Source organism: Campylobacter hominis ATCC BAA-381 (assembly GCF_000017585.1).
In the GTDB taxonomy this organism is placed as follows: domain Bacteria; phylum Campylobacterota; class Campylobacteria; order Campylobacterales; family Campylobacteraceae; genus Campylobacter_B; species Campylobacter_B hominis.
On sequence record NC_009714.1, the window covers coordinates 1303395 to 1324300 of the forward strand.

The window sequence follows — 20906 nt, forward strand, 5'->3', positions numbered from 1 at the left end:
ATCAAAAAGAGAGAAATATGATTGCAAATTATGAACACGAAATTCCGGACGGTTCAAGGCTGTATTTTGGAAAAAGTGCACAAATAAAACGCAAAATAGAAAATACGGCAAGTGAAATTTTACTAAAAAACGGTTTTAATGAAATTTTGACTCCATATTTTTCATATCATCAAAATTTAAGCGTAAATAGCGAGCAGTTGTTAAAATTTTCAGATCCTGCAAATAATGAAATTTCACTTCGCGCCGACAGCACGGTAGATGTCGTGCGAATAGCAAGGCGCCGTATAAAAAATCAAAATTTAAAACGCTGGTTTTATGTGCAACCGATTTTTAAATACCCAAGCGCTGAATTTTATCAAATAGGCGCAGAGATGATAAATGAAAAAAATCTTATGCTTGCGATTTCTGTAGCAACTGAAATTTTCGAAAAATTCGGTTTAAAACCCGTCTTACAAATAAGCAATATCAAAATTCCGAAACAAATTTGCAAAATTTTAGATTTGGAAATTTCTGTTTTTGAAAAAGGTGAAATCGAAATTTTGCTGGCTAAAAATTTACCGTGGTTAGATGCCTTGGCGCGTGCAAAAACACTAAAAGATGTGCGCGAATTGAAAAAAATAGCGCCCGATGAAATTCAAAGCAGTCTGGATGAAATTCTAAATTTAAATCTAAAATATGAAAATATCAGCGTCTCTCTTTTATATTATTCCAAAATGCGCTACTATGATGAAATGTTTTTTAGATTTATAGACGCGAACTCGGTGCTTTGCAGCGGCGGAAATTACAAAATTGATGAAATCGCATCAAGCGGATTTGCCGTTATGGTCGATTCTTTGATAGAAAAATTACAAAAGGATGAAAAATGAGTAAAGCAGACTTGATAATAGGCTCACAATGGGGCGATGAAGGCAAAGGCAAAATCGTAGATATGCTTTGTGCAAATTACGATTATGTATGCAGAAGCGGCGGTGGACACAATGCAGGACATACAATTTGGGTTGATGGCGTAAGATACGCGATGCATCTTGTTCCTAGCGGAATTTTACACGAAAATATTATAAATATAATAGGAAACGGCGTTGTCGTAAATCCGGATGTTTTAATCGCCGAAATGGCGCAATTTAAAAATTTGAAAGGCAGATTTTTCATAAGCGAAAAGGCTCATCTTAACTTGGAGCACCACTCTTTGATAGATCAAGCAAAAGAGCGCGCCAAAGGCGATAAAGCAATCGGCACGACAGGAAAAGGTATAGGACCTGCTTATGCTGATAAAGTAAATAGAACCGGTCACCGCGTAGGCGAACTTTTGAATCCTGAAAAACTTTGCGAAAATTTAATGAAAGAATTTGATGAAAATGCAAAATTTTATGACGCATTAAATATCAAAATACCTGAAAAAATCGCGGTTTTTAACGAATTAAAAAGATTTAAAGAATTTCTTGCTCCATATATCGCAAACACAACTGAAATGCTTTGGAAAGCTTTGGATGAAAATAAAAAAGTTTTAGTAGAAGGCGCGCAAGGCTCACTTCTTGATATAGATCACGGCACATATCCATATGTAACAAGCTCAAATACTGTAGCATCTGGCGCTTGTACAGGTCTTGGACTTGCCCCGAAAGATATCGGCGAGGTAATCGGCATCGTAAAAGCATATACTACAAGAGTAGGAAACGGCGCATTCCCTAGTGAAGCAAACGACGAATGGGGCGAAAAAATGTGTCAAATAGGAAAAGAGTTCGGTACTACAACAGGAAGAAAACGAAGATGCGGCTGGTTTGACGCTGTTTGCGTAAAATATTCTGCAAGACTTAGCGGAATTGATAAATTCGCACTTATGAAATTGGATGTTTTAGACGGTTTTGAAAAAGTTAAAATTTGCACAGCATACAAACTAAACGGCGAAATAATCGACTATTTCCCTTGCAATTTGGAAAGTGTTGAGCCTGTATATGAAGAAATGGATGGATGGGACAGTATAAAAGGAGTGAAAAAATTCTCAGATTTACCTGAAAACGCGCAAAAATACATAAAAAGAATCGAAGAATTAACCAATATGCGTGCAGGATTTATATCTACAAGCCCTGAGCGCGACGATACAATAATATTATAAATTTCAGGCGTAGATTTTTTCTACGCCCTCGTTAGATCACAAATTCAATTTTCGATAACAAACTTTCAAACTTACTATAAAAAATTTATAAATGCATTAAAGCATGGTATTTTAAAGAATATATCGATAAGCGATTGTGCCATAATTCTTTATGGAAATTCACTTTATGCTGAAGCAAACAGATTTGGTTTCAAAACTCAGATTTAAAAAATTGTTATTGCTAAAAAAATAAAATATTCCATTATAATAATTCAACAAACGCCTTTATATGCAGTATCTCTAAATATTTTGATGATAAACCGATAATATTTTCCGATAAAATATTTAAAATCACAACATTTAATTTTTAAAAAATTTCACAGACGACTAAGCGCCAAATCTTAAATATTTCCACGCCAAAACGCAAGCTTGCGTAAGTTTAAATTATTAAACATAAAAAAATATACTGAAATTATAGATATTTTACTAAAAAATACAGACAATCATTTGAAAAATAAACCGTTGATAGTCAAAAATGCTTTTCAATAATTGATTCTAAATTTTACGAAAACGGCGAAAAAGCGATAAAAATATTAAATTTTTATTTGGTCAAAGAGTATCCGACATTATAAAAAAACTGTATTTAACAATGATGGAAAATATGTAATTTAGGCTCGGCGAAATTTTGAAATTTGCCAAATCAACAGGTCAAATATAATAATAAATTCAAAATACTTACTTTATTAAATAAATGAATAAATAAATATCAAAATACAGCAGAAAACATATAAAATAAGAAGCAAAAACGGCTTTAAATATGAAAATCAAATCAAGGCATTTGAACTTAAAATTAAAAGAATATTAAAACAAAATATTGTCTGTCTTTATTAGAATATAAATTTTTAACAAAGCATTTATTTTAATCATTGTAACATTTTAAGTTGTTTTAAATACAAAAATATAAATTCTATAATTAAAATTTTATTGACAAATTTTTACCCGTCAATTTGCTTTTGCAAAGAGTTATCAAGCAAAATTTGGCTACCTTTTATGTCTATTTTGGCAATATTTTTATCGTTAAACTCAAATTTTACACTTTTTGCGCCGAAACTTTTTGCAATGGCTTCAAGCGTATCGGTTGCGGATTTATGGATTTTTGTGCTTAAATCATTTATCAGTTTTACGGAAAGCCCTTTAATTTCATCTTTTGCTTCATCAATCAACTTATTTTTATCATTTTCGCTGAAACTTGCACCGAAAATTCCATTCAACGAATCCGGCAATAAAAACGGCAAAAATTTTGCATTTTTTTCGTCATAAATTTTCATATCTTTTATAGAGTATTTATAACTGCAAGGCGGCATTTTTATGCTGTATTTCATATCTGAAAGCGAATTTATAGAAAAATCGCTACTCATAAGATCATAAATAAACTCGATTTCAAACTCAAAAATAATGGCGATTTGCTTTTTACTCATAGACCAGCCAAAAAGCGTACTCCAAAAACCTCCAATCGCATCATCTTTTTTTGTGACAATCTCTTTTGAATAAATGCGAAATACGCTAAGTTCGCCTATATTTCGCATTTGAGTTATATCATTTTTAATGTCCGCTTTTTGATTTTCATGCAAACGAAGCTTTAAATTTTGCCTATATAACACAAACATAGCAACTAAAAGCAATAAAATTACGACAAAATTTAAAATTTCCATTTTCGCTCCTTTTACATAATTTCGTTAAATTTATACCCTTCATCAAGAAGAGATTTTCTAACTTCTTCTTGGTGTTTTTCACCTTTTGTCTCAAGAGTTATAGTTATTACAGCGTCGCCGTATTCGATATTTGTCGAAAAGCGATCATAGTCTATCTTAACGATATTTGCGTTTGCTTTTTGAATAGCTTCTGTTAAACCTAAAAGCGCGCCCGGTTTATCGACAAGCGTTACATTTACGGTCATCTTGCGTTTCGATTTTCTAAGACCTTTTTCGATGATTATATTCAGCATTTGGACGTCTATATTTCCGCCGCTTATTATAATACCGATTTTTTTACCTTTTTCAAATTTAAATTTTCTATTCATCAAAGCGGCCACACCAGCAGCTCCTGCGCCTTCAACGATGATTTTTTGTTGTTCCAAAAGATACAAAATAGCATTTGCTATTTCATTATCATCAACTTGCACGAACTCGTCAACCGTTTCAAGTATGATTTTCAAAGTAATTTCACTGGCATCACGGACTGCAATACCATCGGCAATTGTGCGAACCGATTTTGAATTTATGACTTTCTTTGCCAAAAAACTGTCATGCATAGCAGGCGCCCCTTTTGCACCTACAGCTATAACTTTACATTCCGGATTTACTTGCTTTATATAACTTGCAACGCCGCTAATAAGCCCGCCGCCTCCAACAGGCAAAACAACATAATCTAAATCCGGTACCGATTCAAGCATTTCAAGCGCTATCGTGCCCTGTCCTGCTTGAACGAACTCATCATCAAAAGGGTGAACGAAAATTTTATCATGCTCTTTTGTATATTTAAGCGCATAAGCATAAGCTTCATCAAAATTATCACCTTTTAAAATAACTTCAGCGCCTAAAGATTTCGTGCCTGCAACTTTTAGAAGCGGGGTGGCTTCCGGCATTACAATCGTAGCTTTTACACCGAAATGTTTCGCACTTATAGCCACACCTTGCGCGTGATTTCCAGCACTTGCAGCGACTACGCCTCTTTTTTTATCATCTTCGCTAAGATGAGCGATTTTATTAAAAGCGCCGCGAATCTTATATGCGCCTGTGGTTTGAAGATTTTCTTTTTTAAGATAAATCTTTGCTCCGTAAATTTCACTTAATTTTGGCGCCAAATCACACGATGTTTCGGCTATAAAACCGCTTATTGTACGTTTGGCCTGAATGATTTTATTTAAATCCACCATCTTTTTTTCCTTTTTAAAATTTTGAAATTCAATCATAATACAATGATCCTGCACAAAATTTATTCCATTTTGTTCGGAAATTTTCTTAGCATTTTCATTTTTTATTCCAAGTTGAAGCCAAAAATTTTTAGCTTTTTTTAAAATTACATCTTTTAATAAAATTTCAGCAAATTCGCTTTTACGAAACATCACGACAGTATCAATAGAATCAGCGATTTCATTTAAACTTCTATAAACTTTCCGCCCTAAAATTTTATCTTCTTCAGGATAAATCGGATAAATTTTAAAACCTTGTTCCTGCAAAAATTTTGCAACCTTATGACTTGGTTTGTTTTCATCTGGGCTAAGACCTACAATAGCGATATTTCGCATACTTTTAAACATTTTTTCAATCTCATTCATTTTTGTAAAACCACTCCGCATTCTATATGTTCGGTATGCACAAATTGATCAAAAAGTGCAAATTTCGTAATTTTGTGCGTTTCACATAGAATTTGTAAATTTTGTTTTAAGCTTGCAGGATTGCATGAAATATAAATTATATTTTTAAAATTTTGTATAAAATCTAAAACTTCCGGTTCTATTCCTGCGCGCGGCGGATCAACCAGAACATGCGAAAAATCAAAATCTGTAATATCGATATCTTTTAACCTGTTAAACTCTCTAACGCCGTTAAAAGCGTCTATCAGCTCTTTTGCCGACATTCTTACAAAATTTATATTATCTTTGTTTTTAGAATTTTCGCGCGCATTTTTTATAGAGTTTTTGCTGATTTCATTTGCTAAAATTTTACCGAATTCAGAAGCTAACGGCAAAGTGAAATTTCCGTGTCCACAATACATTTCAAGAAGATCTTTACCGTTTTTTACGGCATTTAAAACAAACAAAATCATCTTTTCATTTACTTTTGTATTTGATTGAAAAAATGCATCGGCGTTAAATCTATAGATGAAATTTTGCACCTTTTCTCTTAAAATTTCGCCACCGAAATTTAAAAATTTTCCGCGACTTCTGGCTGAAATTTTAATATCCAAAATTTCAGCTAATTTAGCCAAATCATCTTTGATATTAAAAATATCTTTATGATAAAGCAAAATCGCCATAAAATCGAATTTCGTAGCTATAAACTCGATTCCAAAAAGACGCTCTTTTAAATTTTTATTCTCACGCAAATTTTGTAATAATTTCGGCATCATTTCCACGATTTTTTTATCCATTTTGGGACAGGTTTCTATTTTTACGCGCTCATTACTATTTCCGCGCATTGTATAGAAAACATCGCCTTTTTCGTGCCAAATACCAAATTCCGCGTGATTTCTGAAATTCCACTCATCACTTTTAAAAATTTCAATTTCACCTTGATAGAATTCTTTAAATTCGCTCTTTAAAAAATCAGTTTTAAACGAAATTTCATCATTATAAGGCAGATTTAAATTGCAACCTGCGCATTTGCCATAATATGAGCAACTCAAACTTTTTTACCAACAGTGCGAAGTAAAAGCGCGGCAGCCAACACGCCAAGAGGTAACGCCAACCACACGCTAAGTCCAAGACCGACAGGCAAATAACCGAAAACTATCGTAATAACGCAAATTGATAAAGCATAAGCAAACTGAGTGCCGACGTGTTCCATATGATCACAACCTGCACCCATTGACGAAAGTATCGTAGTATCTGAAATCGGCGAGCAGTGATCTCCAAAAATAGCGCCAGTTAAAACACCACTAATACAAACATACATATATGCCTCAAGCTCTGCGCCGCTCAAGCCGTAATTTTGCCCTACCGCGTTTGCCAAAGGAACAGCCAAAGGCATTAAAATTCCCATCGTTCCGAAGCTGGTTCCGGTAGAAAAAGAGATAAAAGATCCCAGTATAAAAATAAAAATCGGCAAAATAACCTTAGGTGTTGTTTTTGAAAGCAAATCCACAAGATAGTAAGATGTACCCAAATCTTTGATAACGGAACTTAAAGACCAGGCAAGAAGCAAAATCACAACGGTGATTATCATAGTTTTCCAACCGGCAACCCAAATTTCAATACTCTCTTTTATACCAAATATCTTTTGCCAAACACCGATTATAACGGTAACAATGCTAGCAAAAAGTGCCGATTCGAAAAGTACCACCGAAGCATCGGCAGCTCCGAAAGTCGCTTGGAACGCCATAAAACTTAAAGGTGCGCTTTTGACGGCTTTAAGTTCATCCCCTTCAAGAGCTGATAGACCATTGAAATAAAAGCCGATAACGGCAGAAATAATAAGCACAAAAATAGGGACAATAGCATTTGCACTTTTTAATTTTATGCCCTCTTTTGGTGTAAGAGCTTGAGAATCCAAATTTGAAATATTATAATTTTTAGTGCTTGCTTTGCCTTCTCTGGCAGCTTTTTCAGCCTTATACATAGGTCCGAATTCTCTACTCATCAAAGCCGTTAAAACGACGAAAAATATCATAAAAATATTATAAAATCTGTAAGGAATCGTCGAAACGAAAATTTCAAACGGATTTATATCTGTAATTCCTATCGAATAATAAGCATCTTTAATAAGCGAAATTTCAAGTCCAATCCATGTAGAAATCACAGCAATTCCTGTAACCGGCGCGGCCGTAGCGTCTATAATGAAAGCAAGTTTTGCGCGACTTACTTTAAATTTATCAATCACAGGTCTCATTATCGGGCCAACAATAAGCGAGTTTGCGTAATCGTCAAAAAATATTATAAGTCCCATAAACCAAGTGCTGACCTGTGAAGAAACGTGGCTTTTAGCTTTTTTACTAAGCCAAATGGCAAGTGCTTTTGTGCCGCCGATTTTAGTTATTAAAGCTATCAAACCGCCGATACAAAGCACTTGAAGTAAAATTCCCGCATTCCAAGGATCCGCCATTGAGTTTACAGCGCGCGAACAAAGCCCGGTAAATGCGCCGATAACAGCATCAAATGCGCTTGTATTTACAACGCTGATCATATATGTTCCGCTTAAAACACCTATTAAAAGTGAAAAAATCACATCTTTTGTAATAAAAGCCAAAATAATAGCGACAAGCGGTGGAATAAGCGTTAAAAAACCGAAATATTCAGCATTTGACTTGCTATCGGCATACAAAAAAAACGGCACTAATAAAAAAAACAAAACTCTCATCTAATCTCTTTCAAAGAAAAATCCCGCCCAGCTTTGCGTTGTTGCCATAACTTCAAGCGAGTTAATATTTACATTTTCAGGTAATTTTGCACAGTTTATTATGATTTGCGCGATATTTTCCGCGGTTATGTATTTTGTATTTTCATACATGGCGTCAGCTTTTTGGACATCACCTTTGAAGCGAACTAAACTGAATTCGGTTTTGCAAAGCCCCGGTTCTATATTTGTGACGCGAATATTGCTACCTTTTATATCATTTCTTAAATTTAAGCTAAATTGCTTTACAAATGCCTTTGTAGCGCCATATACATTGCCGCCAGGATATGGCCACGTTCCTGCAACCGAGCCGATATTAAAAATATATCCGCTTTTTTTAGCACTCATTATCGGTAAAACAGCTTTTGTAATATAAACAAGGCCTTTTATATTTGTATCAATCATCGTCTCAAAATCACTTAAACTGGCCTTTTCAACAGGCTCACATCCAAGTGCAAGTCCTGCATTATTTACTAAAATTTCGATATTTTTAAAATTTTGCGGCAAATTTTCAATCTCTTTAAAGATCTTCTCTTTGTCCCTGACATCGACATTTATTATATGAATTTCACTGTCATTCAGTTCGCTTGCCAATCTTTCAAGTCTATCTTTTCTGCGACCTAAAATAATCAGATTAAAATTTTCCTTAGCAAAAGCTCTGGCTATGGCTTCGCCAAAGCCCGAAGTGGCTCCTGTTATAAATGCTGTCTTTTTCATAAATACTCCAAAATAAAAAGCTAAAAAAAGATTTTAATATAAACTCTATAAAATAAAGATAAAAAATAGATTATAAATTAAAAAATGTAACTTTTTTATTATATTTATGGAAAATTTTAAAATTTTTACGGCAAATGCTGAAATTTAATTTTCAAAAAAATTGACATAAATCAATATTCAAATATCACTTTTTTGTTAAAATTTTTGAAATTTTATGTTTAAGGAGATAAAAAATGAACGAACTTCAAATGTTTTGTCATCAATGTCAAATGAGCGCACCTGGCGGTTGCGGCGCAAAAGGTCAAAAAATGGGAACCTGTGGTAAAAATTCAACTTTGGCTAATTTGCAAGATGCGATGATTTTCGGATTAAAAGGAATGAGCGCGTATCGTCACCACGCGCAAGAACTTAGCGCTGATACGAAAGAAGTTGATAAAATCATTGCAGATACGCTTTATTTTACGCTTACAAACTCAAATTTCAACTTTGATGAGCATATAGAAAGACTTTTAAAAGTCGGCGAAGGCGGAGTTAAAGTTATGAAAATTTTAAGTGAAGCTCATACTGCAGTTTTTGGTGTGCCAAGTCCGGTAAAAATTACGCAAAATAAAGCAAGTGGCAAGGCAATTTTGGTCAGCGGTCACAATCTTTCGGCACTCAAAAAACTTTTGGAACAAACGGAAAATCTAGGCATAAATATCTACACTCACTCTGAAATGTTGCCGGCTCACGGTTATCCGAAGTTAAGGAAATTTTCTCATCTTAAAGGAAATATCGGCAAAGCATGGTTTGATCAAACTAAACTTTTTAACGATTTCGGTGGAGCGATTTTGATGACTACAAATTGCATAGTTCCTTTAAAAAAATCCTGCACTTATAAAGACAGACTTTTCGGATACCAAATCGCAGGAACGGACGGTATAAAGCGTATCGAAAATGATGATTTCTCGCCTTTAATACAAAAAGCTTTGAGTTTGCCGGATATCAGCGGATTTGACAGTGATGAAATCATAACGACAGGACACCATTATAAAACTATTTTATCAATGGCTGATGAAATTTTAAGCGCTGTAAAAGACGGAAAAATAAGAAAATTTTTTGTCATCGCAGGATGTGATGCACCCGGAAAAGGTAGAGATTATTATAGACAATTAGCCGTTTCTTTGCCAAAAGATTGCGTGATTTTAACGTCAAGTTGCGGAAAATTCAGATTTAATGACGTAGATTTCGGCTTTATAGAAGGCACAAATATTCCAAGATATTTGGACCTTGGTCAATGCAACGACAGCAACGGTGCAACGGAAATCGCAATGGCGCTAAGCAAAGCGACAGGAATTGCGGTAAATGATTTGCCGATAGAAATCGTGTTAATGTGGATGGAGCAAAAAGCTGTGATAATTCTTCTTGCACTTTTTTATTTGGGTATAAAAAACATCCACGTAGGACCTACTCTTCCTGAGTTTTTCAATGATGAAATTTTGGAATTTTTAAAAGAAAAATTCAATCTTTCTTTAATCAGCGGCGACGCAAAAGCCGATTTGGAAAAATTTTTGGCTTAAAATCAATTTAGTGGAATTTTAAAATTCCACTAAATTTTATCAGAAAATTATTTTTTATATCAATTTGCACTTTTACTGTAATTTCGCAAAATTTTTAAAGAATAAAACCGCAAATTTTAAATTTCAAGCTGTTTATCAAATCGCTAAAAAAGAGTTTTTTATTATTTAAATTTTGACGTTTTAAGAGACGCAAATTATAAAAGCTACTTTAAAATAACACAAAACTTGCCGAAAAATGCAAAATTTTAAATGAATTTTTAGATTTCCCATATTTTACGTTTTTTATGCGACATTAAAATTTTTATTCAAATTTATTTTTAATCGGAAAAATCGCGCTTTGTATGCACTTTCAAAATGTCATTTTGAAATCTAAAAATATTAAAAAACCTAAAAAGCATTTAAATTTTGCTTTAAATAACGCTCAAATTTGATAAAAGTCGTTTTATAAATTTTGCAGATATTTTTATCAAAGCCGCATCATAAAATTCTGTTAATTTTGCTATTTAAAAACCGTAATCAGCAAATTTTCCGACTGTTATATTTTTAATAAAATTAAAAATTTTAGATAGTAAAAATAAACCGAATATTATTTTTTAATAAGAAAACGCCGATTTTTAAAATTTTGCTTTAAAAAATTTATCAAAAAATATTTTTAAAAGACCGCAAATAGTAAAATTTCAGCGAACTTTGTCACTTTTTTCAGAACTGCTCAGTTTTAAAATTTCATCTTCCGCCGAGACTTTAAGACCTAAAATTTGAGCGTAGATTACAAAGTTTGCCAATACCTTTTTAGCATAATCCCTGCTTTCGGCATAAGGCACAAGTTCCATTGCAAGATACGGTTCATATTTGCCTTTTTTATCAAAAAGCCCATTTTTCAGCATTCTGTTTGTAAAGCCGACACCGCCATTGTAAGCGTAAGCTATAAAAACAGGGCTGATTAAATAATTTTCCAAATAATCCAAATGTATATTTGCAAACTTATAAGCGACTTCAGGTTTAAACATATTGTCCTGATCGAATTCCGCTAAGCCTTGCTTTTTGGCTATGTCATTCGCCACAAATGGCATAAACTGCATCATTCCAAGTGCATAAGATGTTGAAATTGCTGATGGAACGAATCTACTTTCCTGCCTTGCAAGTGCTAAAATAAGAGCCTGCCTGCGCAAATCGTCCGTGCCTATAAATTCCATAAAAGGCATCGCATAAAAATTATCTTTTTTATTAAGTTTATTCATTATATAGCTGTATTCGCCGATTGTAGCTTTCGTATCAAAGAACATCGCCATTTTTTTAAGCTCAGCTTCATTTGCAACGTCAGCTTTATTTTTAGTTTTTACCCAGGCGAACGGATCACTGATATCATAATTTTTTGGCGCGTTTAAAGAAGGTTTCGGAATAATTACGCTTAATGTTCTGTTTCCAAGTTTTTCTTTTGCGATTATTGAATAAATATCGTAATAATCGCTATTTGCAAGCTCTTTTAAAGCCGTTTTATCACCATTTATAAGATACATCCAAAATTTTGCATTTTGAGAAATTCCGATTTTTTTTGAATTATAGGCGGCGGCTTTAAAAAATCCGAAAGCTTTATCGTCCGACTTAAATTTAACGGCGTTTATTCCAAGTAAAAATGCTATTTCATCACCCAAATTAGCAGGATTTATATACAATAAAGAATGCGCTAAAATTTGCATTTTATCTTTTATAACAATATCTTCTAACATTCCTTTAAAAGCGTATGTTTGAGACAAAGCATTTGCAAAATCGGGCGTCAATTCAAAGTTAAATTTTATCTCACGCTCTTTTTGGCTTAAAGAATTAAAATATATGAAATAATTTTCCACGTCTAAAGTATCTGCAAAATAAATTGCAGGATTTTTGGCGTTCATGCCGTTTATAAGATTGATTAAATTTGGAAATTTTACAAGTTCATTGAGCAAAACGGCGCGATTTTTTGATGAAAGTCTGCTGATAAAATTCGGATTTATTATGACTTTTTTACAAGCATCGTCGGCTTTTAAAATATTTTTTATACCGAAACCGGCACATTTTTTATTAATTTTTTCAGCTCCCAAAATAGCGTCAAGTTTTTTCGCAAGTTTGCCTTTATAACGATATACATCATTTCTAAGCACGGCAAGTTCGCTTTTATTATACTTTGTTTCATCGGCAAGTCTGTAAATATAATAATCTTTCGCCAAAGATTTCGGCTCGTTTTTAAGCTTTTCATATGGCAAAATTTCGCCTACCGCAAAACCGTACAAAATAGCGCAAATAACACTACATCGAATAAGCAAATTCAAGTAAAAGCCTTACAAAAAATTTATCAATAAAAGCCAAGATAAAAAATACAATTAACGGCGAAAGATCAAGTCCGCCGAAAGTCGTTGGAATTTTACGACGAAAAAATGCAAATACAGGCTCACTCAAGCGGTAAATAATCTGCACGAATTTATTGTATGGATCGGGCCTGACAAAACTAAGAATACAAGCTATAAAAATCACAATCGTATAAGCGTAAATCGCGATATGCGAAATTTCAGCTATCGCTATCAAAAAAGTCTTTAAAATCATAAATTAACTATCCTTTTGATTTGTGAACGCAAAAGCGGATAAAGCTCTTTTAATTCCGGTCCATGGTTTGCACCTGTAAGCAAAATGCGAAGCGGCATAAAGAAATTTTTGCCTTTTAAATTTGTGGCTTTCGTTAAAATTTCTTTGAAATTTTCAAAATTTTCAGGAAGTTCTTTAATTTTCAAAATTTCATCTTTTAAAATTTTAACGTTTTCAGCGAATTCGGCAGGAATTTCTTTTTTAGAAAAAATTGATTTTATTTTTTCTTTTATTTCACCGACCAGACTTGCTTCTTGCGTATAAAATTTAATCAGCTCTGAAAAACTCTCATCCAGTCCGAAAACCTCAACTAAACGTGCAGAATCAGCTCTTTTGATGTGCTCTCTATTTAAAAATGCGAGTTTGCTTATATCAAATTTCGCAGGATTTTTAGAAATTTTACTTATATCAAACCACTCCACCGCTTCATCCAACGTAAAAACTTCACACGGCGTTTTATTTCCAAGCAAAATCAGATAATTTGCGATGGCTTCCGGTAAATATCCGCTTTGCAAAAGCCATTTAACAGATGAGCTGTTCTCTCTTTTGCTCATTTTTTTGCCATCTTCATTTAAAATTATCGGCAAATGCGCATAAGAAATTTCCTCCGTATAACCAAGACACTCTCTTATCCAATTTTGTTTTGGCGTATTTGATACATGGTCTTCACCACGAATGACACAGGTTACGCCTTCCAACATATCATCAACTGCGCAGGCGAAATTATAAGTAGGCGTTTTATCAACTCTCATAATGACGAAACTATCAATATTTTCAGGCTCAAAACCGATTTCGCCTTTGATTAAATCATTAAATTTCAAAATGCGATTCGGTTTTTTCATACGAATTACAAAAGGTTTTTCACAATTTAAAACCTCCAAATCACTAAGCTTTTCACAAGTTCCATCGTAGCGATAAGCCACGCCGGCTTTTTTTGCAGCGGCTTTTTTTGCGGCAAGCTCTTCTTCACTGCAAAAACAACAAAATGCCTTTTTATCATTTAAAAGTTTGCTTGCAAGCTCGCGGTGAAATTTCAAATTTTCGCTTTGAATATAAAGTTTATCCCATTTTATACCGAATTGTTTTAAAATCTCTTTTATCTCTTCGCCTTTTCCGCTGATATTTCGCGCTGTATCGGTATCCTCGATACGCAAAATAAATCCGCTTTTATCTTGCAGTGAGCATATATAATTAAAAATCGCAGCGCGCAAATTGCCTATATGCATATCTCCTGTAGGGCTTGGTGCAAATCTGTACATAAAATTTCCTTAACTTTTTTGCGGCTATTATATGATAAAAAGCAAAATTTAAAGCTTAAATGTGTAAAATGGTATTATTTTATTAAAAGGTGCATTTTATGAGCTTCATAAAAGAATTTAAAGAATTTGCCGTAAAAGGCAATGTCATAGATATGGCTGTGGGCGTTGTAATAGGAAGTGCTTTCGGTAAAATTGTAAGTTCTCTCGTAGGCGATGTAATTATGCCTGTTGTCGGCGTTTTAACAGGTGGCGTAAATTTTACGGATCTAAAAATAACAATAAAAGAAGCTGTCGGAGAAAATGCTGCCGTAACGATAAACTACGGCAATTTTATACAAGTTACGATTGATTTTTTGATAATCGCATTTTGTATTTTTTTAGCCATTAAAGCAATCAATCAACTGAAAAAACCTGAAAAACAAGAGCCGAAGGCGCCTGCTGAGCCTAACGACGAAGTTAAACTTTTAAGCGAAATTAGAGATTTACTTAAAAAATGAAGTTTGAAAAATTGCCGTTTTACAGCAAACTTGACGCAAATGAGCGCGAAATTTTACAAAATATCAGTTTTGTAAAGCATTATAATGAAGATGAAATTTTGTTTTTTGCCGGAGAAAAAAGCAAATATCTACTATTTTTACTAAGCGGCGAAGTAAAAATTTACAAAACCGCAGCGCGCGCAAAAGAGATAGTTCTGCATATCTTAAAGGCGCCGTGTTTTGTCGCTGAAGTGGCGATTTTCGAAGAAATGGAATTTCCTGCAAGCGCCGTTTTTACGAAAAGCGGCGAAATTTTAAAAATAGATTACGAAAAATTTAAAGCGAACTTTTTTTGCAAACAGGAAATTTGTTTGGAACTTTTGCGCTCGGTTTCCAAAAAAGTTTGCGCTATCGAAGGCTTTGTAAGCGACAGTCTGATACTTTCGGCGGAGCAAAAAACGGCGCAATTTTTGCTGAATAATTTTGATAAATTTTTAAAACAGAAAAAAACGCAAACTGCAAATGATCTGAACATTTCGCAAGAAACGCTTTCAAGAATTTTGGCAAATTTTAAAAAAGAGAAAATTTTAATTACGGATAAAAATGGAAAATTAGAAATCCGAGACGCCGCGGAATTGGAAAAAATTTTAGGAAATTAAATTGAAATTTATAGTCGCTTCAATTGCAATTTTTTTCTTACTTAATTTAATAATTTTTGAAATTTTAAAACAGTATTTTAACATCAAAATTTCGGCATTTATCTGCATTTTTTGTTTCTTTTGTTCATCGATTTTTTTTATAACTTTAAACTTAAATTTTTCATCGAATTTTATTGAAATTTTGGCAAGAAAATTTTCCGTTTTTATGATGGGGGCGAATTTTTTACTTTTCTTTTTTTGTCTGATTTTCTATATCCTGAATTTAAGCCTGGAAAGAGTCGAATTTGATCCGCAAAGAAGGGAAATTTTAAAAAATTGCATAAATTTCGGGCTTATAATTCTGTTTTTCAGCACACTTTTTAAAAGTTTTTTTAACGCAATTAAAACCCCGAAAGTAAAAACAACTGAAATTTTTATCAGAAATTTAAAAGAACAGGTAAGTTTTTGCGTCATTAGCGACCTTCATATCGGAAATTTTATAGATAAAAAATTCGTGCACAATTTGGTAAATAAAATTTTATCTGAAAAATTTGACGCGCTTTTAATCGTAGGCGATATGTTTGACATCAAAGCGGGCGATATAGGCGATTTGTTGGATGATTTCGACAGAATTGAACAGCCGAAATTTTTTGTAACAGGAAATCACGAATATTACCGTGGTGCTTTAGAACTTATAAATGCGCTTGAATCGCGCAATTTTCGCGTTTTACAAAATGAAAATGAAGTTTTTAAAAATATAAACTTAATCGGTCTGAATGACATCGCGGCACCACAATTCGGATACGAAGTAAATTTCAAAAAGGCTTTAAAAGAGACTCTACCTGGACTACCGAGAATAGTTTTAGCTCATCAGCCGAAATTTGTGAGAGATTACGCAGAAGACGATTTAGTCGATCTGTTTATTTGCGGACATACTCACGCAGGGCAGATTTTTCCGTTTTCCATTTTAGCTAAGATTGCAAATGGCTATCTTTATGGACTTTATAAAGAAAAAAACAGACAAATTTATGTAAGCAGCGGAGCGGGTTTTTGGGGACCGCCGATCAGATTTCTGGCTCCAAGCGAAATTGCAATTTTAAATTTAAGGAGAAAAATTTGAGAAATTTTGTATCAAAAATTTTTGGAATGCTGGCAAATTTTCATTTTCCGAGCAAGTTACAAAATTTTATAAATAAACAATATATAAAAGCTTTTAATATCGATATGAGTGAGTTTAAAAACGTAGAAAACTATAAAAGTTTAAATGAGCTTTTTACACGTTCATTAATAAAACAGCGTGATTTTTCCGATTTACGGAATGATTTTATAAGTCCAAGCGATGGAATGATTTTTGAATGCGGCAAAAGCGAAAGTTTTAAAGCTTTCAGCATAAAAGGGCGTGAATACGACATAAAAGAGCTTTTAGGCGAACTCGCACCGCAAAAAAAGCAAAATTTCGAGTATGCGAATATCTATCTTTCACCGAAAGATTATCATCATTATCACGCACCTTGTGATATTTCAGTGCTTTCAGCGCTTTATATTCCTGCTGATCTTTATAGCGTAGCGGCAAAAGTTTTACTTAAAATTCCACGAGTGTATGAGAAAAATGAGCGCGTGATTTTAAAGTGTAAAATGGCTAATGACGCATTTTTATGGCTTGTTTTTGTGGGAGCTTTGAATGTCGGAAAAATGAAATTCGATTTTGACGACAGAATCAAAACAAACGCCAAAAATCGTCAAATTTCAAAATATAACTACGAAAATTTAAAAATAAAAAAGGGTGAACATCTGGGAAATTTTGAGTTGGGTTCCACTATCGTAATAATCGCTGAAAATGAGAGCTTGAAATTTTCGTGTAACCGTGGCGAAAGTATAAAATTCGGTCAAAATTTGGCGAAAATTTCAAATTTATAGATTTTTTACACAAAATATAATATAATTAAAAGAATTTTAAATCAAAGGATTTATTATGAAAAAAGCTTTTACAATGATTGAACTTATATTTGTTATTGTTGTTTTAGGAATTTTAGCAGGTATTGCCGTTCCTCGCCTGGCTGCCACAAGAGATGATGCCACTATTGCTAAAATGCGTGGCGATTTGGCTTCTATAAGAAGCGGAATTTCGCTAAAAAGATCTCAAAATATGATGAGAGGAAATATAGGATGGCCTGAATTGGGAGCTAATTTCTCAAATGTCGTTCAAGGCGGCATAAAAGCAGGAAACGATAAAAATGGCTGGACACAAGACGCACAAAACGCAAATAGTTTTAAAGGCTGCGTAGCGGCGGGTAAATGCGCAAATTTTACATATGACACGACTAACGGAAATATAACATGCACAGGCACGGCTTGTGATATGCTCGGCTACTGATTTTTAATGTATTTTTACAAAATAGCGGTTTTGGGCTCAAACCAAAAACCGCTGATTTATTCTTCCATACTTCAAATTTCAAATTTTAAAATAGTCAAAATAAGTCTTAAAAACAGTGAAAAGTCAGGTGTAATACTAAGCATTTGTGATGAGCCGAAATTTAAGACAAAAGAAATTTTAGAAGTTTGTGAAACTCGTTTTACCGAATTTCAGTGCGAACTGGCAAAATTTATAAGTTACTATTATACTTGTGAAATCGGCGTAGCTTTCGGAATCTTCGAGCCGCTGATTTCACAAAGCTTTAAAACTTTTAAATTTACCAAATCAGCAAACTTGACCGCCAAACAAAACGAAGCTTACGATTTTGCATTGCGCCATAATTCAAGTCTAATTTTTGGAGACACTGGAAGCGGTAAGAGTGAAATTTATATAAATCTCATCATAAATGCGTTAAAAACTCATAATCAGGCACTTTTTTTAATGCCTGAAATCGCGCTGACCCCGCAAATGACAAAGCGCCTTAAAAATTATTTCGGGGAATCTTTAGGCGTTTGGCACTCTAAAATCACAAAAGCAAAAAAATGTGAAATTCTGGAAAAACTTCAATCAGGCGATATAAAAATAATAGCAGGAGCACGCTCTGCGCTATTTTTGCCGTTTAGCGATTTAGGAATTATAATAGTCGATGAAGAGCATGACGATAGCTATAAATCCGGTCAAAAACCAAGATATAACGCAAGAGATTTGGCTCTTTTCGCTTCAAAAAAAATGGGCGTCAAAGTCGTTTTAGGCTCAGCCACACCAAGCCTGACTACAATAGGCAAACAACCGTTTTACAGACTTAAAGGCACATTTTTTGAAAGCAAAAAAAGTTTTATTTATGATGAAAATATCGGGGAAGTCTCTAAAACCGTAATTTCTCATATAAAAAAAGCTTTGGAAGCGGATAAGCAAGTAATTGTTTTCGTGCCTGTGCGCGCAAATTTCAGATATCTGATTTGCAAAAGTTGCGGAGCGCTTATGAAATGTCCGTTTTGCGATTTGGGATTAAGTTATCACGCCGATCAAAATGCTTTAAAATGCCATTACTGCGGATATTCCATATTTTACAAAGCAAGATGTCAAAAATGCAAAAGCGAAACTTTTGAAGCCAAAAAAATCGGAACTAGTGAAATTTTAAAAGTATTGCAGGAAAATTTTCCAAACGCCGAAATTACAAAATTCGATAGAGACGAAATCACAACACAAAAAAAGCTTGAAAAAATTTTAAGTGAATTTAACGACAAAAAAATCGACATTCTGGTGGGCACTCAAATGCTCAGCAAAGGACACGATTATCATAATGTGGCTCTTGCCGTGATTTTAGGACTTGACGATCAGCTGAATTATCCAGATTTTCGCGCGCGCGAAAAAACGTTGGCTCTTGCTATGCAAGTAGCCGGACGAGCCGGCAGAAACGGAGAAGGAGAAATTATATTGCAAACCGGTGAGCGCGATTTTTTTGAAAGTTATATTGATGATTATGATGAATTTCTAAACGACGAAAAAGAGTATCGAAAAAACCTTTATCCGCCGTTTAAAAGGCTCTTACGGATTTTGATTTCAAATAAAAATGAAAAAACAGGACTTGAAATTTTAAACGAAGCGGTAGAAATTTTAAAAACTTGCCAGAATATAAGCATAATCGGGCATGGTAAAGCCGGAACAAAGTTTTTGGCAGGAAAATTCCGCTTTGAAATTTTAATCAGAGCGAATTCTCACACTCCGCTTATAAACGCGGCTAATGCTATAAAACATCTGCCGAATACGGAAATCGACATAGATCCTGTAAATTTCGGATAAGCAAAATTTAATTTATTGAAAAAACAGTGATTTTTGATTTCAGCTGCAAACAATTTTTTTTTAATTCAACTAAAACAAATTTTATCTTTTAAAATTTTGGAGTCCAAATTTTAAAAATTATCCTGCAAAGAGCCAAAAAATTATTGTTTATCGATGTAAAATTTTGAAGGTTGGAACTAAATTTCACCGAAATTTTTAAAAATCAGGCTCTATTAAAGATATTAAATTTCGAGGCGAATTTTATTTCTATTTTAAAAATCAATTTTTAAAATCTTAAATTTAAGTATTTGTAATTTTTAACGTAATTTTTTATTTTATAAAGTTTTTGTAAAGATTACCGGCACGATTATCTAAAAACCGCAAGAATTTTAATAACTGAAATTTTACGAACAAACCGACAAAAAATGCCAAAACATTAAAACCGATTTTATTTTAAACAGCATCTTAAAAAATTTTTACTTTTACATTTGCCGGCTTTGCATTATAAGCTGCCGAAGTTATGACGCCGTTGCAATATTTGCTAATTCGCTCAAATTTTGTAAATTTCCGCCGCTTGCTAAAATTATAGAATTTTTAAAAAATTTATTTCTATATTCATAAATTTCTTTTAAATCGTTTGCGCAAAATTTATCGCATTAAATTACGTCACAACCGCTTTTTTAAAGATTTTTCGCCTGATTTGAATTTTACGCTTCCCATGTATCCAAAAATTAGACTTGAATTATGGCACAATGCAAAATCGTAAGCTTCATTTTATTTAGCGGTCAAGTTTGCTGCTTGGCAGAAATATAATCGGTAAAACCGATACGATATCGCCTGCAATTTATAATGCGACTTTTGACGGAGATATAAAAAAGGCGGCTATTTTAAGCATAATTTTAATTATAATCAGCGTAATTTTTTACATTTTTACATATTTGTTTAAGATCAGAAAATAAAAAATTTCGGATAATTCATTAAATTTTATACGCACAAAAAATATTTTTAAAATTTTACACAATAAAAATTTTCTTACTTTTATCCAAAAATGCAAAAATTTATACATTAAATTTTTAATCATTTTAGGCTTTTTATAAATTTATTCCAAGTATTTAAAAGGTAAAGATATAAAATTACACTTAATGATAAGAATTTTGAAAAAATTATTTAAAGAAACGGGCTGGAATTTAGAATTTACCGCCCTTTTGATTATTAAAATATTTAATTACAAACTTCAAAAA

Annotated in this window: 17 protein-coding genes and 1 pseudogene; 9 read left to right on the forward strand and 9 right to left on the reverse strand. The window is 33.1% G+C overall.

The annotated features are described in order from the left end of the window. The first annotated feature begins 17 nt into the window (after window positions 1-17). Both CHAB381_RS06395 and CHAB381_RS06400 read left to right on the forward strand, forming a co-directional pair. Complete coding sequence (locus CHAB381_RS06395) at window positions 18-866, forward strand: ATP phosphoribosyltransferase regulatory subunit (protein WP_012109221.1); 849 nt, start codon at window positions 18-20, stop codon at window positions 864-866. Continuing rightward, the gene (locus CHAB381_RS06400) at window positions 863-2113 is read left to right on the forward strand and encodes an adenylosuccinate synthase (RefSeq protein WP_012109222.1); all 1251 of its coding nucleotides are present in this window, start codon (window positions 863-865) and stop codon (window positions 2111-2113) included. The genes CHAB381_RS06395 and CHAB381_RS06400 overlap by 4 nt, the downstream gene beginning before the upstream one ends. Window positions 2114-3087: 974 nt before the next feature. On the opposite strand, the gene CHAB381_RS06405 is transcribed toward CHAB381_RS06400, so the two are convergent. The 6 genes and pseudogenes from CHAB381_RS06405 to CHAB381_RS06425 all read right to left on the reverse strand — a co-directional run bounded on the left by CHAB381_RS06405 (window position 3088) and on the right by CHAB381_RS06425 (window position 8922). Beyond that, window positions 3088-3804 (reverse strand): DUF4230 domain-containing protein, encoded by a 717-nt coding sequence (locus tag CHAB381_RS06405; RefSeq protein WP_012109224.1) that lies wholly within the window; start codon window positions 3802-3804, stop codon window positions 3088-3090. A gap of 11 nt (window positions 3805-3815) precedes the next feature. Next, window positions 3816-5027: a threonine ammonia-lyase gene (gene ilvA, locus CHAB381_RS06410; RefSeq protein ID WP_041570659.1), complete on the reverse strand. Its 1212-nt coding sequence runs from the start codon at window positions 5025-5027 to the stop codon at window positions 3816-3818. 84 nt (window positions 5028-5111) lie between these two features. After that, window positions 5112-5450 (reverse strand): annotated as a pseudogene (locus tag CHAB381_RS08910) (CoA-binding protein); the annotation flags it as partial. Further along, window positions 5426-6499, reverse strand: a complete 1074-nt coding sequence (trmA, locus tag CHAB381_RS06415) for a tRNA (uridine(54)-C5)-methyltransferase TrmA (protein ID WP_012109226.1) — start codon at window positions 6497-6499, stop codon at window positions 5426-5428. The gene trmA and the pseudogene CHAB381_RS08910, both read right to left, overlap by 25 nt. Further along, the gene (locus CHAB381_RS06420; protein ID WP_012109227.1) at window positions 6496-8169 is read right to left on the reverse strand and encodes a Na+/H+ antiporter NhaC family protein; all 1674 of its coding nucleotides are present in this window, start codon (window positions 8167-8169) and stop codon (window positions 6496-6498) included. The genes trmA and CHAB381_RS06420 overlap by 4 nt, the downstream gene beginning before the upstream one ends. Continuing rightward, window positions 8170-8922 (reverse strand): SDR family oxidoreductase, encoded by a 753-nt coding sequence (locus CHAB381_RS06425; RefSeq protein ID WP_012109228.1) that lies wholly within the window; start codon window positions 8920-8922, stop codon window positions 8170-8172. Between the two features lie 233 nt (window positions 8923-9155). Between CHAB381_RS06425 and hcp the strand changes: the two genes are divergently transcribed. Then, on the forward strand, window positions 9156-10481 hold the full coding sequence (hcp, locus tag CHAB381_RS06430; RefSeq protein ID WP_012109229.1) for a hydroxylamine reductase: 1326 nt from the start codon (window positions 9156-9158) through the stop codon (window positions 10479-10481). Window positions 10482-11158: 677 nt separating this feature from the next. Here the strand turns inward: hcp and CHAB381_RS06435 are convergent. The 3 genes from CHAB381_RS06435 to gltX are packed head-to-tail and all read right to left on the reverse strand — an operon-like array spanning window position 11159 to window position 14356. After that, a complete protein-coding gene (locus tag CHAB381_RS06435) occupies window positions 11159-12787 on the reverse strand; it encodes a lytic transglycosylase domain-containing protein (RefSeq protein WP_012109230.1) in 1629 nt (542 codons plus the stop codon). Next, window positions 12765-13058 (reverse strand): YggT family protein, encoded by a 294-nt coding sequence (locus tag CHAB381_RS06440; protein ID WP_012109231.1) that lies wholly within the window; start codon window positions 13056-13058, stop codon window positions 12765-12767. The genes CHAB381_RS06435 and CHAB381_RS06440 overlap by 23 nt, the downstream gene beginning before the upstream one ends. After that, window positions 13055-14356 (reverse strand): glutamate--tRNA ligase, encoded by a 1302-nt coding sequence (gltX, locus tag CHAB381_RS06445; RefSeq protein ID WP_012109232.1) that lies wholly within the window; start codon window positions 14354-14356, stop codon window positions 13055-13057. The genes CHAB381_RS06440 and gltX overlap by 4 nt, the downstream gene beginning before the upstream one ends. A gap of 98 nt (window positions 14357-14454) precedes the next feature. On the opposite strand from gltX, the gene mscL reads away from it, so the two are divergent. Genes mscL through CHAB381_RS06475 form a run of 6 tightly spaced genes read left to right on the forward strand, consistent with a single transcriptional unit; the run spans window position 14455 to window position 19686 of the window. Beyond that, window positions 14455-14853, forward strand: a complete 399-nt coding sequence (gene mscL, locus CHAB381_RS06450; RefSeq protein WP_012109233.1) for a large-conductance mechanosensitive channel protein MscL — start codon at window positions 14455-14457, stop codon at window positions 14851-14853. Further along, the gene (locus CHAB381_RS06455) at window positions 14850-15491 is read left to right on the forward strand and encodes a Crp/Fnr family transcriptional regulator (protein WP_012109234.1); all 642 of its coding nucleotides are present in this window, start codon (window positions 14850-14852) and stop codon (window positions 15489-15491) included. Before mscL ends, CHAB381_RS06455 begins: the two co-directional genes overlap by 4 nt. A 1-nt stretch (window position 15492) precedes the next feature. Beyond that, window positions 15493-16590: a metallophosphoesterase gene (locus tag CHAB381_RS06460; protein ID WP_012109235.1), complete on the forward strand. Its 1098-nt coding sequence runs from the start codon at window positions 15493-15495 to the stop codon at window positions 16588-16590. 26 nt (window positions 16591-16616) lie between these two features. Then, complete coding sequence (locus CHAB381_RS06465) at window positions 16617-17387, forward strand: phosphatidylserine decarboxylase (protein ID WP_049752860.1); 771 nt, start codon at window positions 16617-16619, stop codon at window positions 17385-17387. A 55-nt stretch (window positions 17388-17442) separates the two neighbouring features. Beyond that, window positions 17443-17844, forward strand: a complete 402-nt coding sequence (locus CHAB381_RS06470; RefSeq protein ID WP_012109237.1) for a prepilin-type N-terminal cleavage/methylation domain-containing protein — start codon at window positions 17443-17445, stop codon at window positions 17842-17844. 6 nt (window positions 17845-17850) lie between these two features. After that, complete coding sequence (locus tag CHAB381_RS06475) at window positions 17851-19686, forward strand: primosomal protein N' (protein ID WP_012109238.1); 1836 nt, start codon at window positions 17851-17853, stop codon at window positions 19684-19686. Window positions 19687-20906: the final 1220 nt, after the last annotated feature.